Origin of the sequence: Palleniella muris (assembly GCF_004792655.1) — a bacterium.
GTDB lineage: Bacteria > Bacteroidota > Bacteroidia > Bacteroidales > Bacteroidaceae > Prevotella > Prevotella muris_A.
In genome coordinates, this window is the sequence record NZ_SRZC01000003.1 from 37,105 (window position 1) to 56,202 (window position 19,098).

The following is a 19,098-nucleotide window of genomic DNA, read 5'->3' on the forward strand; positions in this document are numbered from 1 at the left end:
TTCCCGAAATTTCTCCCAAATGTCAAAATATTATTGTATTTTTGCAAAAATATTTATCTTTGATAATTAATGAGACGTACATTCATACATACCCTATGGGTTCTGCTTTTGCTTAGTATGGTCTTGTCCATATCAATTGGTGCTGCCATTTGGAATGGCTGGATAGGCTATATGCCTCCGGTTGAGGACTTGCAGAACCCCATTGACAAGTATGCCACACAGATATACTCTTCTGACGGAAAAGTCATCGGTACATGGAACCATAACAAGAACAACCGTATCCGTGTACCTTACGACAGTATTTCCCCACATGTGGTGCAGGCCTTGATAGCTACCGAGGATATTCGCTTCTACGAACACTCCGGTATAGACTTCTGGGCTATCGGCAGAGCTGTCATCAAGCGTGGATTGCTTGGACAGACAAGTGCCGGTGGAGGTTCGACTATTACCCAGCAACTTGCGAAACAGCTTTACAGCGACCATGCAGAATCCAAGTTCGAGCGTATCATGCAAAAGCCTATCGAATGGGTCATTGCATTGAAACTGGAGCGGTATTATACAAAGGAAGAGATTATCGCAATGTATCTCAACTATTTTGATTTCCTGCATAATGCAGTGGGAATCAAAATGGCTGCCAATACCTACTTCAGCAAAGAGCCGAAGGACCTTAATGCTTGTGAGGCAGCAACACTTGTCGGTCTTTGCAAAAACCCTTCATATTTCAATCCTGTACGTTATGGCGAACGGTCGGAGAGCCGACGCAATGTTGTTCTTGGACAGATGCTAAAGGCTAATTACATATCACAGGCTGAACATGACAGTCTTGTGGCAGAGCCATTGCAACTGCATTTCAGGACGATAGACCATAAGGATGGCAGTGCTACATATTTCCGTGAATTCTTGCGTAAGTACATGACTGCCACAAAACCGTACCGAAAGGACTATCCTTCATGGGCAGGCACACAGTACTACGTTGACTCTATTGCATGGGAGAATGACCCTCTCTATGGCTGGTGCAACAAAAACACCAAGAAGGACGGCACTCCTTATAATATATATACGGACGGATTGAAAATCCGCACAAGCATCAACTCACGCATGCAGAAGTATGCTGAAGAGTCTGTGTATTACCATGTGGCAAAGTATCTTCAGCCGAAATTCAATAAGGGAAAGGCTACGAAACCAAATTTCCCATATACGGAAGATTTGACAAAAAAGCAGATTGCAGATATTTTCGCACGTGCCATGAGGCAAAGCGAGAGGTGGCGTGCCATGAATGAGGCCGGATACAGTGATGAAGAAATCAAGAGTTCTTTTTATAAGAAGACGGAGATGAACATCTTCACATACCATGGTGACATTGACACGATAATGACACCTATGGACTCTATCCGCTACTACAAGTCATTCCTTAGAGCCGGATTTATGAGTATAGACCCACATACAGGTGCTGTGAAGGCTTATGTCGGAGGATTGGATTACTCACATTTCCAATATGATATGGTCATGCTTGGACGTCGTCAGGTGGGTTCCACAATCAAGCCGTTCTTATATTCCCTTGCCATGGAAAACGGCTACACTCCTTGTGACGAGGCACCGAATGTGCAGCAGACATACATGGTGGCAGGCAGACCGTGGACGCCACGCAACGGCTCACGCTCAAGGTATGGTGACATGGTCACACTGAAATGGGGACTGCAGCAGTCCAACAACTGGATTTCCGCATATTTGATGTCAAGGCTTAACCCGCAACAGTTCGTGGCATTGTTGCAGAAATATGGCATAGACAGTCCTGATATTCATCCTTCAATGGCTCTTTGTCTCGGACCGTGTGAGGTTAGTGTTGGCGAAATGGTCAGTGCCTACACGGCTTTCGCAAATAACGGCATACGTTGTGCACCATTGTTTGTGACACGCATAGAAGATAACAGTGGTAATGTTCTGGCAGAGTTTCAGCCTCGTATGATAGAGGTCTTGTCACAGGAAGGATGCAACAAAATGATAGATATGCTTCGTGCCGTTGCCAATGGCGGTACGGCTTCACGCCTCCGCTATATGTTTGACTTGCATGGGGATATAGGCGCAAAAACAGGAACAACCAACAGAAACTCTGACGCATGGTTCATGGGAGTAACTCCTGACCTTGTCAGCGGGTGCTGGGTGGGCGGTGAAGACCGCGACATTCATTTCAATTCCATGAGTCTTGGACAAGGTGCGGCAATGGCATTGCCTATCTGGGGATATTATATGAAAAAAGTGTACCGCGATAAGACCCTTGGCTATGACCCGGATGCAAAATTCGACATACCAGCAGGCTACGATTCATGTTACAAAGATAGCATCGAAAGCGGAGTCTCTGTTGAGGATGTCTTTGAGTAACGTACACATATACAGTGGAGTAACAAATAAAATTAATACTAAAAACACATCGAATTATGGCAATAGTTAAACCATTCAAGGGGATTCGCCCACCGAAGGAGCTTGTCGAACAAGTGGAATCACGCCCTTATGACGTGCTTGACTCTGAAGAGGCGCGCATAGAAGCGGGGGACAATGAAAAATCGTTGTACCATATCATTAAGCCGGAAATCAATTTCGAGCCGGGAACAAGTGAATATGACCCGAAGGTTTATGACGAGGCAGCCCGCCAGTTTCAGATGTTCCAGGATAAGGGGTGGCTTGTGCAGGATGATAAAGAGCAATATTACATCTATGCGCAGACATCATGTCTTCCTGCCAATGGTGGCAAGGAGAAGACCCAGTATGGTCTGGTTGTCGGTGCCTATTCTGGAGACTATGACAGCGGTGTGATCAAGAAGCATGAGCTTACACGTCGTGACAAGGAAGAAGACCGCATGAAGCATATCCGTGTCAATAATGCGAACATCGAGCCGGTGTTTTTTGCGTATCCGGACAATGAGGTTCTTGACACCCTCATAATGAAATATGCCAAAACAGAGCCGGAATACGACTTTGTTGCTCCTATAGACGGTTTTGGGCATAAGCTGTGGATTGTGTCTGATGATAATGATATAAAGACTATTACTGAAGAATTTGCCAAGATGCCTGCACTCTATATTGCTGACGGTCATCACCGCTCAGCCGCCGCTGCACTTGTCGGCACAGAGAAGGCAAAGGACAATCCTTCGCATAAAGGTGACGAGGAGTATAACTACTTCATGGCGGTGGCGTTCCAAGCTTCCCAACTTACAGTGCTTGACTACAATCGTGTTGTAAAAGACTTGAATGGCAATACAAGTGAGCAGTTCCTTGAAAAACTGGCACAGAATTTCACCGTAGAGAAAAAAGGCACGGAAGAATATCGTCCGCAGAAACCGCATGAGTTCTCACTCTATCTTGATGGCGAATGGTACTCATTGAATGCAAAGCCATGCACATTCAACGAGAATGACCCTATCGGGGTGCTTGATGTTGACATATCCTCACGCCTTATCCTGCAAGACATCCTCAACATGGGCGACCTCCGTTCCTCACAGCGCATTGACTTTGTCGGCGGATTACGTGGTTTGGGAGAACTGAAGCGTCGTGTCGATAGTGGTGAGATGCGTGCAGCCCTCACATTGTATCCGGTATCCATGAAGCAGATTATGGATATAGCGGACTCAGGAAACATCATGCCTCCTAAGGCTACTTGGTTTGAACCAAAGTTACGTTCCGGATTGGTTATTCATAAGTTATCTTAATGGAAGACAGTTTCAAGACAATAGGCAAGGGAGGCGAGGGATTCTATTCCGAGAAAAGGAGTAAGTTCCTCGCCTTCTCTCATCATGTAGAGACAGAAGCGCAGGTGAAGGAAATCATCTCGTCTTACAAAAAGAAGTACTATGACGCGCGTCATGTCTGCTATTCATATATAATTGGTGTTGAAGGTGTTGGTGACGGCGTGTCTTTTCGGATGAATGACGATGGAGAACCGTCTTCGACAGCCGGCAAGCCTATCTACGGTCAACTTGTAAAGGCGGAACTTACCGACACTCTGATTGTTGTTGTAAGGTACTATGGCGGGGTAAACCTTGGCACATCCGGACTGATTGTTGCATATCGTGAGGCTGCACTTGACTGTATAAACAATTCGGAAATAGAAGAACGCATTATAGAAGAAAAGATAGAGTTTTCTTTCGCTTATCCAATGATGAATGATGTGATGAAAGTAGTGAAAGACCTGCAACCTCGCATTGTAGAACAGCAATTTGATAATACATGTACTATCACACTGGCGATTCGCAAGTCAGAGGCAGAGCGATTAAAAGACCGTCTTGAGCAATTGGCGTTCAAATGACGCAAATATTGCAAAACAGTTCAATAACCTTGAATTTCAAAAGTCCGGTTTGCATAAAAACAAACAGCTCTGAATGACATTATGAAAGGTAATGTTTTGTATGGCGAAAGGTAACATTTGGCTTGGTGGAAGGTAACACTTTGCACGGCCAAGTGTTACCTTTTGTCATATAAACAATTTCTTAACGCTTGTTAAGGTTTTGATTTTGCAAAATGTTCCTTTTATGTGTCAATTTGTAGGAAAATACCCATTTTGGCTTGCATGTAGCCCTATGGACAGATTTTTATTGTTGATGAGATATTTCATGTTTTATGGATTTTAGAAAAAAACATATTTCGCGCATAAACTCATTGATAAGAATCTCACATCATCGTGTTTTGGTAAAAAAGTCTAAAAAACGCATTTTTTTTCGTTCTGGCGAGTTCTATGTCTGAAAAAAGAGCTAAATTTGTAAATTAATATTTGCAAGCAAAAATCGTTAGAACGAAAAAGAACTACTAAATACGCTAAAATGGATATAACACAGACTGTTGATAATGACAGAATTCTTCAGATAGACATTGAGCAGGAAATGAAGTCAAGCTACATTGACTACTCAATGTCCGTCATCGTTGCACGTGCCCTTCCAGATGTGCGGGACGGCTTCAAGCCTGTCCACCGCCGCATCTTGTATGGTATGATGGGCATCAACAATGTAAGCAATCAGCCATACAAGAAATGTGCACGTATTGTCGGTGAGGTGCTTGGTAAGTATCACCCTCATGGTGACAGCTCCGTTTACGGTGCATTGGTGCGCTTGGCCCAGGATTGGAACATGCGCTACACTCTCGTTGACGGTCAGGGAAACTTTGGCTCTATTGACGGTGATTCTGCGGCTGCCATGCGATATACCGAGTGCCGTCTGTCAAAGATGGGCGAACACATTATGGACGACTTGGAGAAGGACACTGTCGACATGATGAACAACTTCGACGACTCTCTTCAGGAACCAACTGTCATGCCTACAAAAGTGCCAAATCTCCTTGTCAACGGAGGTAACGGTATTGCTGTCGGTATGGCTACAAACATGCCGACACATAATCTCGGTGAGGTTATTGATGGTTGCTGCGCATATATAGACAATCCTGAGATAGACACGGACGGTTTGATGCAGCACATCAAGGCTCCTGATTTCCCAACAGGCGCATACATCTATGGCATTCAGGGTGTGAAGGACGCATACGAGACAGGTCGTGGACGCATCATCATGCGTGCAAAGGCTGAGATAGAAAGTGACGAGCAGCATGACAAGATTGTCATAACGGAGATACCTTACGGTGTCAATAAGGCTCAGTTGATAGAATACATAGCAGAACTTGTTAAGGAGGGAAAGATTGACGGCATCTCAAATGTGAATGATGAGACTGGTCGCCAGGGCATGCGTATTGTTGTTGATTGCAAGAGGGATGCGAACGCTAATGTTATACTGAACAAACTGTTTAAGATGACAGCTCTACAGAGCTCTTTCTCAGTCAACAACATAGCTCTCGTTAAAGGACGTCCACGCCTCCTGACACTGAAAGAATGTGTTAAATATTTCGTGGAGCATCGTCATGACGTGACAATACGTCGTACAAAATATGACCTTAAAAAGGCTCAGGAACGTGCACATCTCCTAGAAGCCCTTATCATTGCTTGTGATAACATTGACGAGGTCGTGCGCATAATCCGCGGTTCAAAGACTCCGGCTATTGCGGTGCAGAACCTTATGGATCGTTTCCAATTTGATGAAGTACAGGCAAGGTATGTCGTTGACATGCGTCTATCCCAGCTTACAGGTCTGAGAATGGACCAACTGCATAATGAGTATGACGAACTTATGAAGACCATCGACTACTTGCAGTCCGTTCTTGACAATCCGGAACTTTGCAAGAAGGTCATGAAGGATGAACTCCAGGAAGTTAAGGAAAAGTACGGTGATGAGCGCCGTACTGAGATAAAGTACTCTTCAGAGGAATTCAATCCGGAAGATTTCTATCCAAACGACCCTGTTGTCGTTACTGTATCACATCTTGGATACATCAAGCGCACTCCGCTGTCTGAGTTCCGTGAACAGGCGCGTGGCGGTGTCGGGTCAAAAGGTGCGTCACACCGCAATCAGGATTTCACAGAGTCAATCTATCCTGCGACACTCCACAACACGATGTTGTTCTTTACAAAGAAGGGACGTTGCTATTGGCTCAAGTGCTACGAACTTCCGGAGGGTGGCAAGGATTCAAAGGGACGCGCCATACAGAATATGCTCAATATCGACGCAGATGATTCCGTACAGTCAATCCTGCGCCTCCGTGGCTTGAACGATGAGGAATTTGTCCGTAACCATTATGTTGTGTTCTGTACAAAGAACGGCACAGTGAAGAAGACATGCCTTGAGCAGTATTCTCGTCCACGTGCAAACGGTGTGATAGCCATCAACCTCATAGAAGGTGATGACTTGGTTGACGTTCGTCTTACAAACGGAAAGAATGAACTTATCATAGCATCACGCAATGGTCGGGCATGCCGTTTTGACGAGAATGACATCCGTACAATGGGACGAGTTTCTACTGGTGTCCGTGGCATGCGTCTTGACGGTGCTGACGATGAGGTGGTAGGAATGGTTGTTGTGAACAACCCTCTTGAAGAATCTATCCTTGTTGTGTCAGAGAAAGGCTATGGAAAACGTACTCCTATTGATATGGAGAATCCTGAGGCAGAAGATGGTGTTGACCACATCTACCGTATCACGGCACGTGGTGGCAAGGGTGTGAAGACTCTCGACATCACACAAAAGACAGGCAAGCTCGTTGCCATAAAGAATGTGAAGGACGAGAATGACCTTATGATTATAAACAAATCTGGCATTACAATCCGTCTTTCTGTTCAGGAATGTCGTCTTCAGGGACGCGCGACACAAGGTGTGCGTCTGATAAACCTTGAAAAGAAGAACGATGTCATTGCTTCTGTCTGCAAGGTGCTTGGGCAAGCATCTGTAGAGCAATTGAACCAAGAGGATGTGGCTAAAGACGAATCTTCAGAGCAACAAGAAACAGAATAAAATAATTAACTTAAAACATTCAACTATGAAGAAAATTATGTTGATGGCTGCCACAGTGATGATGTCACTCGCAGCGAATGCGCAGAATCCTGACGGTCTCAAGAAGGTTATGTCTGCTTCAAACTACAGTGAGGCAAACGGACTGCTCAAGACCGCTGCTGCAACAATGACGAACGTTGAGAAGGCTAAGGCTTATAACAAACTTGTTGACCTCGCCATTACAGAGAGCACAAAGGCAGAGGAGGGTGCTGTGAAGGCGCAGCTCGCCCAGAACACTGACGAGATGAACAAACTGAATATAGAGAAAGCCAAGGCATCTTATAATGCTGTCGAGGCAGCTATGCTATGTAATGAGGCTGACAACCAGCCTAACGAGAAGGGACAGGTGAAGCCAAAGTTCATGTCAAAGAATGCCGGACGTATCCTTCCTATGCGCAATAATCTCATAAACGCAGGTCTTGATGCATATAACTCAAAGGATTATGCTTCAGCAGAGAAATATTTCGGTATGTTTGCTGAGGCACGCCAGAACTCTCTATTCTCAAAGACAGACTTCTCTGCAGAGACAAACTACGGTCAGATTTGCTATTATGCAGCACTTGCGGCATATTTCAACAAAGACGGCAAGAAATGCTCTGAGTATGCCGACTACGCTTTCAAGTCTGGCGACAAGGAAATTCTCAATGATGTGATTACAGTTAAGCTAGGTGCGCTTGAGGAGCAGGCAAAGGCAGCTCAGATTGACACTGCTGCATACATCAATGATGTGAAGAAACTTGCAGAGGCTTATCCTGAGAATGAGGGAGTGTTCGGCAAGTTGGTAGCCCTCTATGACGAAAGTGGCGACAAGGCTGGTGCAAAGAAGGTTCTTGACGCTCGTCTGCAGGCTAATCCTAACGATGCTATGGCTAATGCTTATGTAGGTCAGAATGCACAGGCAGAGAACAAGTTCGACGAGGCTATCGCTGCTTATCAGAAGGCTCTTGCTGCAAAGCCGGACTTCCTTGCTGCGAAGCTGAATGTCGGCATCTGCTACCTCACCAAGGCTGCCGGTGTCATTGACGCAAATACTGATGCACGTGGCAATCTCAAGCCTGAGATGAAGGATGGTGTAATTGCTGACCTTAACAAAGCAAAGACTGTATTCGAGGAAGTAAAGGCTGCCGACCCGGACAAGACTCAGGTCAACTGGTCATTCCCATTGGAGCGTGTGAACTATATCCTTGAGAACATCAAATAAACTTCCGGTACACCATTAAGGTCATATCTGTAACGGAATGTATAATCCAAGAGACACCGCTTTTGTCTCTTACTGTATATTTTTATGAAGGCGAGAATGTTACTTTTATAGTGTTACATTCTCGTCTTTTTTTATTCTCTTTTATAGTTTGTGTTAAATAAATGGATTACTTTTGGCTATTCGGGAAAAATGATATAATTTTGCATTATAAACGAAAGATTGCATGAAATATGGTGAACAAGATAGTGATATTATTGCTTGGAATAACTATTAGTATTGGTTGTTTTGCTCAAAAAGCCGATATCATAGAGGCGCGGACAAGCCTAAAGGCAAACAAGAACCTTGACAATGCAGAAAAATTGATGAGGAAAGTCGTGGCAATGCCCGAACAGAAAGAAAAGGACAGACTTAACAATTATGTTCTTTTAGCTGATATTGTCAAAAAGAAATATGAGAACTTTAATGAAAGTCTGTATCTGAAACAGTTGAAAGACACATCTGCGATGTTCTTGTCTTTGTGCAATATGATTGCCACTTTCGAATCTTTAGACTCCATTGACGCTCTGCCCGACAAGAAGGGGAGGGTGCAGTTGCGCCTGCGCAAGAAGAATTCAGAATATCTGAATCTGTTCCGTAAGAACCTGATGAAAGGTACACAATACTATCTTTCTGGAAAGAAATATAATGAGGCATACAAATGTCTTGACACATATCTTGACTGCCATGAGCAGCCTCTGTTCTCTGCTTTTGACTTTGTCAATACCGATACGGTGGCGTCAAAAGCCGCATATCTTGCCATTTATTGTGCCTACAAGGAAAAAAACTACCCAAATATAGCAAAATATGAAGAGAAAGCATTGACATATAAAGAGAAGGCACCATTGACATTGATAATACTTTATAAGTGTTATTTGGAACAGAATAATATGAGCCGGGCTGTTGAGTATCTGAAAAAAGGATTCAATGACTACTCTGAAAACACATTCTTTTTTCCTCGTCTGGTAGACTATTATGCATCAGTCAATCAGTTGGACACTGTGCAAACCATTGTGGAGAAAGCATTGGAGATAGAGCCAGGAAACCTGTTTTACCGTCTTGCCAAAAACACATTGCAATTGAATAAAGGTGAATATGATGCATGTGTGGTTTTAGGTGACTCCATTATCCATAGCAACGACAAGATTGCTGAAGCATATTTCAATGTGGGTTCTTCCTATTTCAATAAAGCTCTTTTAAGGAATAAGCAAGGCAAGGAGTCCAAAGCGAAGCGTGAGGAAGTCAACTCATATTACAAGCTGTCATTGCCGTATGTAGAGAAGTTCCGGCGTCTCAGGCCAAAGCAACAGAAAAGATGGATTCCACTCCTTTACACAATCTACTTTAACCTGAACATGGGAGAAAAGTTTGAAGAGATTGACAACTTGGCGAGAAGTGCGGAAATAAATGAAGAAAAGTGACAATAATATGCACATATTTGCAATAATGTGTACAGAATATTTGCCTATATCGACAAAAAGTTGTAATTTTGTAACGAAATAAATACAAAAAAGGATTACAAACCCATATAAACTCATTTAATATGAAGAAGTACAACTTTAATGCTGGTCCTTCAATTCTCCCACGTGAGGTTATTGAGCAGACTGCGGCAGCTTGTCTTGACTTTGAAAACTCAGGACTTTCACTTATGACAATCAGCCACCGTGCTAAGAATTTCCAACCGGTAGTAGACGAGGCTGAAGTTCTTTTCAAGGAACTCCTCGATATTCCAGAAGGCTACAAGGTGCTGTTCCTTGGAGGTGGCGCTTCATTGGAGTTCTGCATGATTCCTTACAACTATCTCGAGAAGAAGGCTGCTTATCTCAACACAGGTGTATGGGCAACCAAAGCTATGAAGGAGGCAAAACTCTTTGGTGAAGTCGTTGAGGTTGCAAGTTCGGCAGACAAGAACTTCACATATATCCCAAAGAACTTTGAGATTCCTACAGATGCGGACTATCTGCACATCACTTCCAACAATACTATTTACGGTACAGAGTTGCGCAAGGATATAGACTCTCCTGTTCCTCTGATTGCCGACATGTCTTCTGATATCTTCTCACGTCCTATAGATGTGAGCAAGTATGCACTCATCTATGGTGGTGCACAGAAAAATCTTGCTATGGCAGGTGTTACATTTGTCATTGTGAAGGAAGATACACTTGGAAAGGTGTCACGCCAGATTCCTACAATGCTTGACTACCGCACACACGTGAAGAAGGGTTCAATGTTCAACACTCCTCCTGTTGTGCCTATATATTCTGCACTCTTGAATCTCCGTTACATCAAGGCACAGGGTGGCGTGAAAGCAATGGAGAAGCTCGCTGAAGAGCGTGCAAAGATTGTCTATGGCGAGATAGACCGCAATAAACTTTTCGTTGGTACAGCTGAAGAAGACAGCCGTTCTTTGATGAACATCACATTTGTCCTGAAACCTGAATATCAAGACCTTCAGGATGAGTTTATGGCGTTTGCTACGTCCAAGGGTATGGTGGGTGTCAAGGGACACCGTGACGTCGGAGGTTTCCGTGCTTCTTGCTATAATGCCATGAGCATAGAGGGCTGTGAGGCTCTTGTGGCTTGCATGAAAGAGTTTGAGTCCAATCATTAATTGAGATATCCTTATGTCCTGAATATTCCGGATAGGACACCGGAGTATTCAGGACAATATTATTTAACATATATTTTAATCATATTCCTATGGCAAAGGTTTTAATTGCAACAGAAAAGCCATTCGCCGCTACTGCGGTTGCTGGTATGAAAGATGTTATTGAAGGTGCAGGCAACGAGCTTGTGCTTCTTGAGAAATACACAGAGAAAGCGCAGCTCCTTGCAGCAGTCGCAGATGTTGATGCGATAATCATACGCTCTGACAAAATAGATGGTGAGGTTATGGATGCTGCCAAGAATCTGAAGATTGTTGTTCGTGCCGGTGCCGGTTATGACAATGTTGACCTGGCAGCTGCAACAGCACACAATATTATTGTGGAGAACACTCCGGGACAGAATGCTAACGCTGTGGCAGAACTCGTGCTTGGTATTCTTGTCTTCACAGTACGCAACTTCTATAACGGCAAGGCAGGCTCTGAACTTATGGGCAAGACTATTGGTATTCTCGCCTTTGGAAATGTCGGCCGTAATGTGGCGCGTGTGGCAAAAGGGTTCGGCATGAATGTGATTGCTTATGACGCTTTCTGTCCTGCGGAAGCCATTGAAGCGGCAGGTGTTAAGGCTTGTGCATCACAAGAAGAACTGTTCAAGGAGGCAGACATTGTATCTCTCCACATTCCTGCAACAGCAGAGACAAAGCTGTCTATCAATTATGACTTGTGTAACACGATGAAGAAAGGCGCAATACTCATCAATACCGCACGCAAGGAGGTCATCGATGAAGCCGGACTTCTACGTTTGATGGCTTGCCGTGAAGATTTGAAATACATTACCGATATCAAGCCTGATGCTGATGCGGAGTTTGCCAAGTTTGAGGGACGCTATTTCTCAACACCAAAGAAGATGGGGGCACAGACGGCAGAAGCGAACACAAATGCCGGTATTGCTGCGGCTAAGCAAATCAATGCATATTTTGCAGAAGGTTGTACAAAGTTCCAGGTGAACAAGTAATAGTGGACAAGAAAAGTTCTTGATGAGAAAAATCTTATTTAGCCTTGGGGTAATCGTATTGGCGAGTGTGTGCTCGTGCAATCATGACAAGTCCGCAGAGGCAGCCAAACCGACCGTCGCAGAAGAGAAGGACTCCATGGTTTATGGTCTCTCCTGCGACGGAACCAATGACTCTGTCATAGTGTTCCTGCCGTTTGAAAGCGGTGTGGATCCTATAATTTACAATATAGAGACAGCAAAACGGATGGGAAAAATCATAGGACAGCCACAGATTGGCGATTGGGTTGGTCTTATGATTAATTCGGAAGACAGCACAGAGGCAACTATGGTTGTTGACCTTGACCAGTTGAAAGGTACATGGACTTTTGAAGTTCGACCGACTTGGAAGGATGCTGCACACATGTCTCGCCGTGCATTGCGCAGAAAGCTGAACGAGATACCTGATTCACTCAAGGAGGCGTATCTTGTGCCAAGGGAATATGGATTTTCCTTGAAACGTTCAAGTGTAGCTTCTCCTGTTGGTTATGTCATGCAGCATTCAAGCCTTGAGGATGACAGTCCGGTTGAATATCCGGCAGTCAAGCACTACACCGGTTGGAAATGTCGCAACGGACGCCTGATTCTGATTAGTTCACCGGAAGGAATGGCAGGTGTTAAGAACACTGAAGATGATGCATCCACAAATAAAGATGCAAGACCAACAGAGGTGTATGACACACTTGACTTTGTCTTTATGACAAATGATTCGCTTGTGCTTCTGAACAGCAATAGGCAACGAATGGCCTTCCACCGCAAGGCGAACGCTATGGCTGCAAACGCTAATGCACAGAAAGCTGCCAAAGTGATAGAGAAGAAAGTCATGAAATAATACATTTTTTTTCATGCACCAAGAATTATGTATGGAATTAGTGCATGAGATTACCTCCGGCATTGTCGGTAATCTCATGTATAGTGTTTTTGCAGTTATTGTAGTCATAGTTGTTTGGCAAATGATTGTTTATGTTGGATTATGATAAGATAATAAATAGCTACTATCCCAAGGATTCCAAACTTCGGGATATACTTTATGTGCATAGCCAAAACGTTGCAGACTATGCGATGAACATTCTTAACAGGCATCCGGAAATAAAGGCAGACAGACAGTTTGTATATGCTGCAGCAATGCTTCATGACATTGGCATAATACGCTGTAATGCAGAAGGTATAGAGTGTTTCGGTACAGAGCCTTATATATGCCATGGCACTATTGGCGCAAGGATGTTGAGAGAAGAATCCGGGATATCTTCAGAAGAGGTTGAACCATTTGCTCGTGTGTGCGAAAGACATACAGGCACAGGGCTGACAAAAGAGCAAATAATGAGCAGAAACCTGCCATTGCCACCTATGGATTTGATTCCGGAAACATTGGAAGAACAGCTTATCTGTTATGCCGACAAGTTCTTCTCAAAAACACATCCTGACAGACAAAAAACTTATGACCATGTTGAGCACTCTCTGATGAAATTTGGTAAAGAATGCGTGTGCAAGTTCCGTGAATGGCACATGCTTTTCGGGTGATATTTTGCTGGTTTGAAACTTAAGCAAGTATGCCTTGACTTATTAAGAAATCCTAATTATTGGAGTTTGTGGACTTTGTTCTCATTAAAATTATGTAATTTTGCAATATATTATGAGGACGAAGTTCGTTATATCCATATTTTCTTTTGTTGCCATTTTCGTGGCTGCTGCGGATGTTGTACCTATTGCCGGAAAGAAAGACGGCAAGGACAGCGTCGGCAATGCTGCCATAAAAGACTCTGATACAGTCAGTATCAGGGATATAGACACACTTGCATTGGACTCTCTCCAACTTGCAATCTACAAGCACAATAAGGCCATTGACGACTCCATACGTTTGGATTCCATAAACAGGTCTAAGAAAAACGGTATTGATGCGCCGGTGATATATTCCGGTACGGATTCCATGGTCTATTATGCCGACTCAAAGACTGCACACATTTTTGGTGAAGCAAGCGTTGATTATCAGGACATGAAGCTCAATGCTGAGCAAATCCACATGAGCTTGGACTCAAGCCTTGTCCGTGCTGAAGGAGGCAAGGATACACTTGGTGTTGCGTTTGGCACTCCGGTCTTTAATATGGGCAATGACAAGTATGAGAGTGAAAAAATGGCTTTCAATTTCAAGTCAAAAAGAGGTCTCATCCAAAATGTTTACACAGAGCAGGATGACGGCTTTATGCGTGCAGAGGTTTCCAAACGTGACAGTTCCGGTGTCATATACATGAAGCATGGCAGGTACACAACTTGTGATGCAGAGGAACCGGATTTCTATATAGCTTTATCTCGTGCACGTGTTCGTCCTGGCAAAGATGTCGTGTTTGGTCCGGCTCATCTTGTTGTGGCAGATGTACCATTGCCATTGGCTATTCCTTATGGCTTTTTTCCATTCTCAAAGAGCTACTCTTCAGGATTTATTATGCCGACTTATGGTGATGAGTCTGCACGAGGATTCTATTTGCGCGATGGTGGATACTATTTTGCCATAAACGACAAAATGGATTTGAAACTGCTTGGAGAAATATACACTAAAGGCTCTTGGGGAATCTCAGCAGCAAGTAACTATCGGAAACGTTATAAATACAGTGGTTCTGTCTTCATGTCTTATCTTGATACAAAACATGAAGATGACAACCTTCAAACTTCTCATACCAAGAGCTTCAAGATACAGTGGAGCCACAGACAGGATTCCAAGGCGAATCCTTATAGTTCACTCTCTGCAAGTGTCAATTTTGCTTCAACCTCTTATGAGTCAAGCAACCTGAATTCCATGTACAACCCACAGGCAATGACACAGAGCACAAGAACATCTTCTGTAAGTTACAGCACAACATTCTCAAGTATTGGAATGTCATTGTCCACATCCATGAATGTTTCGCAGAACATGCGAGACTCTTCCATTGCAATGACATTACCGGACTTGAATATATCTATTGCTCGTTTTTATCCTTTCAAGCGCAAATATGCGGTAGGAAAGCAGCGGTGGTATGAAAAAATATACATGAGTTATACCGGACATATTTCAAACTCAATCAACACGAAGGAAGACAAACTTATGCATTCCAACCTTGTCAAAGATTGGCGTAACGGTTGGCAGCATCAGATTCCTATTGGCGCATCACTGTCACTTTTTGATGTCATAAACATAACTCCGTCATTCAACATTACAGACCGTACATATTTCCAAAAGATAAACAAATCATGGGATGAGGCGGCACAAAGGGAGGTGGCTGATACAACCTATGGCTTCCATAATGTGTATAACTGGAATTTCTCAGTTTCGGCGAGCACAAAACTTTATGGCTTTTATGTCCCTAACAGGAAATTATTTGGTGAAAAGATACAGGCAGTGCGCCACGTTTTCACTCCTTCGTTGAGTTTCAGCTATGCACCTGACTTCTCTGCTCAGCGTTATGGTTTTTGGGATTCTTACCAAAAGACGAATGCTGATGGTACTGTTGAACTTGTTCCTTATTCTCCATATTCAGGGATGCTTTTCGGAACTGTGTCACAAGGAAAGACCGGTAGTGTTTCGCTTGATATCAGTAATAATATAGAGATGAAAGTGAAGTCAGACAGAGACTCCACCGGATTTAAGAAACTAAGCATCATTGATGAACTTGGTTTCAGTATGTCCTATAATATGGCGGCAAAAGAAAGACCTTGGTCAGACCTCTCTACGCGTCTGCGTTTGAAATGGTGGAAGAACTATACATTTAACATGAATGCCGTCTTCGCTACATACGCTTATGAGTTGGATGAGAATGGACGTCCATACGTCGGAACACGCACAGAATACAGCCATGGACGTTTTGGACGTTTCCAAGGAATGTCGCAGAACATTTCTTATACAATCACTCCTGAAAAGATTATGAAGTTATTTGGCAAAGGTTCCAAAGATGATTCTCCAAATAATAATGATGATGAAGAAGAGGATACCGGTGTCGAGACCAATATTGATGATGATATGCAGAAAGGTCAAAATGGAGCACGCAAGGACAATGCAGGCATGGCAGAAACTGACGAGGATGGATATATGAAGTTCTCCATGCCATGGTCGCTCACCATTGGTTATGGCATAACGATGCGTGAGAATACCGGTGGCGAGTTCAATACAAAGTCTATGCGCTATCCTTACAAGTTCACTCAGACACTCAACTTCAGTGGCAATGTGCGTATAGCGGATGGCTGGAACATATCGTTCTCAAGTGGATATGATTTTGATTATCATAAATTGTCCATGACTACAGCATCTCTTGCGAGGGACTTGCACTGCTTCAACATGTCATGTTCAGTTGTGTTGTCACCATACACATCATATAATTTCTCTTTCCGCTGCAATGCTGCAACTCTGACAGACGCACTGAAATATGACAAGCGGAGCAGTTATTCAAACTCAATAAGATGGTATTGACCTGATTCCATAATAAACAATGATACAAGATTTAGCACTTATATTAATTGTCGCCGGCATTGTTACGCTGCTGTTTAGGAAACTTAAGCAGCCGCTTGTACTTGGCTATATTGTAGCCGGATTCCTTGTATCATCTCACATGCCGATACTTGTGCCTGATGTGGAATTGCAGAACATAAGAGAATGGGCGGACATTGGTGTGATGTTCACTCTTTTCTCGCTTGGTCTTGACTTCTCTTTCAAGAAAATTGTAAAGATGGGGGCAGCACCAATCATAGCTTCTATGACAATCGTTTTCTGCATGATGATGTTGGGATATACAGTTGGACAACTGTTCAATTGGAGTCATATTGACTGTGTATTCCTTGGTGGTATGCTTGCCATGTCATCCACGACAATCATATATAAGGCTTTTGCTGACCTTGGAGTAAGCCATCAGGGCTTTGCATTGATGGTGATGAGCGTGCTTATCCTTGAAGACATTCTCGCCATTGTCCTAATGGTGATGCTGTCAGCCATTGCCAGTGGAGAGAACATTGAGGGAGGAGACATGCTTGCATCTGTCTTGAAGATAGGTTTTTTCCTTATCTTATGGTTCGTTGTTGGCATCTTTGCCATTCCATTATTCTTGAAAAAGACCCGTTCACTTATGACCGGGGAGACTTTACTTGTCGTATCAATTGGTCTTTGCTGCCTTATGGCGGTGATTTCATCAAAAGCAGGATTCAGTGAGGCTTTCGGTGCTTTCGTTATGGGTAGTATCTTGGCAGAAACAGTGGAGGCTGAAAAAATCATAAAAGTCACAGAGTCTATAAAGAACCTTTTCGGAGCAATATTTTTTGTGTCAGTGGGAATGCTTGTTGATACAAATATTCTTTATGAGTACTCTACACCGATAATAGTACTTGTCTTGTCTATAATTATCGGTCAGACAATATTCGGTACATTAGGATATTTCCTCTCAGGTCAGTCGCTACATAACTCTATCAAGTGTGGCTTCTCCATGACACAGATAGGTGAATTCTCGTTTATCATTGCTTCACTTGGAATGTCTATGCATGTGATTGCGGACTACCTTTATCCTGTCATTGTGGCAGTCTCTGTCATAACCACATTTACAACACCGTATATGATTCGTGGTGCAGAGCCAGCGTATGCTTTTATAGAAAAGAAACTCCCTAAATCATGGATTATAGCAATCAACTCTTTGTCTTTACGACGGAGTGATGCCACAAGCAGTAAAATGGCTGACAGCATGGTCCCTGCAAAAGTATTGTGGAAGCGCCTGTTAAGATCTATGGTAGTCAATACAGTGGTGTATTCTATCCTTATTGCCACCGTGACTTACCTCATGCTCTCATTCTTCCTTATATTCTCAAGAACAATTATCCCTCATTGGTGGGCTAACGGTCTGACCGGTGTACTTACAGTAGTGCTTATTGCACCATTTATGCGTGCGATAATAATCAAAAAGAATCATAGTACAGAGTGGCAGCATTTGTGGAATCTATCAGTACTCAATCGATTGCCATTGATTTCTACTGTAGTTGCGCGTGCTGCAATATGTCTTGCGTTCTTATTCTATATATGCAACTACCTTGCACGTTTTACCGATGCTGTTGTTATATGCCTTGGGGTGATAGTCATAGTGTTGATAGTCATATCACGCTCCGTAAAGCAGCGTAGCATAAAGATGGAACGCCTCTTTATGAACAACCTTCGTTCACGTGACATTGCTGCCCAGGTGAAAGGTGCAAAAATGCCGGCGTATGGTGAGCGTCTTGTGGAGCGCGACTTGAATCTTTCAGAGATAGTTGTGCCGTCACATTCTTTATGGTCAGGTCAGACCCTTGCAGAATTGAAACTTGCACAGAATTTTGGTGTGCATGTGGCAAGCATACTGCGTGATGGCCGTCGCTTGAACATTCCTTACGGGAAAGAAAAGATATTCTCAGGTGACAGACTTCAGGTTATAGGTTCTGATGCACAAATTTCACGGATGAATGAAGTCATGCAGTCTGATGTATATCCTCTTGATAGCAACATCTTTGAGGAGAGGGAAATGCTTCTACGTCAGGTTGTTGTCACATCCAAGTCATTCATTGTCGGCAAAACGTTAAGAAACAGCCGTCTTCGTGAGGAATATGCCTTGCTTGTCGTTGGAATGGAAAGTGAGTCACAGGAACTTACAAAGATAAATACCGACTATGTTTTTGAACGCGGAGATGTCCTTTGGATTGTTGGCGAGCGTTCTTCGATAGAACAGTTCGGCATATAATGATGCATGTAATAACGTAGTCAAAAGTTGCCAATAAATCATAACTAACAATATTCTATTAATTTATATAACAAAC

Annotated in this window: 12 protein-coding genes; all 12 read left to right on the plus strand. The window is 43.4% G+C overall.

Going from position 1 to position 19,098, the window contains the following annotated elements; all coding sequences use genetic code 11:
- Positions 1-69 precede the first annotated feature (69 nt).
- The 12 genes from E5358_RS02315 (at position 70) to E5358_RS02370 (ending at position 19,022) form a co-directional block, all read left to right on the plus strand.
- Positions 70-2,379, plus strand: coding sequence for a transglycosylase domain-containing protein (locus E5358_RS02315; RefSeq protein ID WP_135938705.1), 2,310 nt, complete (start codon positions 70-72; stop codon positions 2,377-2,379).
- A gap of 56 nt (positions 2,380-2,435) precedes the next feature.
- Entirely contained in the window at positions 2,436-3,704 is a 1,269-nt protein-coding gene (locus tag E5358_RS02320; RefSeq protein ID WP_135938706.1) for a DUF1015 domain-containing protein, read from the plus strand.
- Positions 3,704-4,300: an IMPACT family protein gene (locus E5358_RS02325; protein ID WP_135938707.1), complete on the plus strand. Its 597-nt coding sequence runs from the start codon at positions 3,704-3,706 to the stop codon at positions 4,298-4,300. The genes E5358_RS02320 and E5358_RS02325 overlap by 1 nt, the downstream gene beginning before the upstream one ends.
- A 511-nt stretch (positions 4,301-4,811) precedes the next feature.
- Positions 4,812-7,376: a DNA gyrase subunit A gene (gyrA, locus tag E5358_RS02330; RefSeq protein WP_135938708.1), complete on the plus strand. Its 2,565-nt coding sequence runs from the start codon at positions 4,812-4,814 to the stop codon at positions 7,374-7,376.
- Between the two features lie 25 nt (positions 7,377-7,401).
- Entirely contained in the window at positions 7,402-8,616 is a 1,215-nt protein-coding gene (locus E5358_RS02335; RefSeq protein WP_135938709.1) for a hypothetical protein, read from the plus strand.
- A gap of 230 nt (positions 8,617-8,846) precedes the next feature.
- Positions 8,847-10,073 carry a tetratricopeptide repeat protein gene (locus tag E5358_RS02340; RefSeq protein WP_135938710.1) on the plus strand — a complete coding sequence of 409 codons (1,227 nt, stop codon included), beginning with the start codon at positions 8,847-8,849 and terminating at the stop codon, positions 10,071-10,073.
- A 122-nt stretch (positions 10,074-10,195) separates the two neighbouring features.
- Positions 10,196-11,263 (plus strand): 3-phosphoserine/phosphohydroxythreonine transaminase, encoded by a 1,068-nt coding sequence (gene serC / locus E5358_RS02345; protein ID WP_135938711.1) that lies wholly within the window; start codon positions 10,196-10,198, stop codon positions 11,261-11,263.
- A gap of 89 nt (positions 11,264-11,352) precedes the next feature.
- Positions 11,353-12,273 carry an NAD(P)-dependent oxidoreductase gene (locus E5358_RS02350; protein ID WP_135938712.1) on the plus strand — a complete coding sequence of 307 codons (921 nt, stop codon included), beginning with the start codon at positions 11,353-11,355 and terminating at the stop codon, positions 12,271-12,273.
- A gap of 22 nt (positions 12,274-12,295) precedes the next feature.
- Positions 12,296-13,141: a lipocalin-like domain-containing protein gene (locus E5358_RS02355; protein ID WP_135938713.1), complete on the plus strand. Its 846-nt coding sequence runs from the start codon at positions 12,296-12,298 to the stop codon at positions 13,139-13,141.
- Between the two features lie 134 nt (positions 13,142-13,275).
- Entirely contained in the window at positions 13,276-13,830 is a 555-nt protein-coding gene (locus E5358_RS02360) for an HD domain-containing protein (RefSeq protein ID WP_135938847.1), read from the plus strand.
- Between the two features lie 112 nt (positions 13,831-13,942).
- Entirely contained in the window at positions 13,943-16,744 is a 2,802-nt protein-coding gene (locus E5358_RS02365) for a putative LPS assembly protein LptD (protein WP_135938714.1), read from the plus strand.
- Positions 16,745-16,763: 19 nt separating this feature from the next.
- Positions 16,764-19,022 (plus strand): cation:proton antiporter, encoded by a 2,259-nt coding sequence (locus tag E5358_RS02370; protein ID WP_135938715.1) that lies wholly within the window; start codon positions 16,764-16,766, stop codon positions 19,020-19,022.
- Positions 19,023-19,098 lie beyond the last annotated feature (76 nt).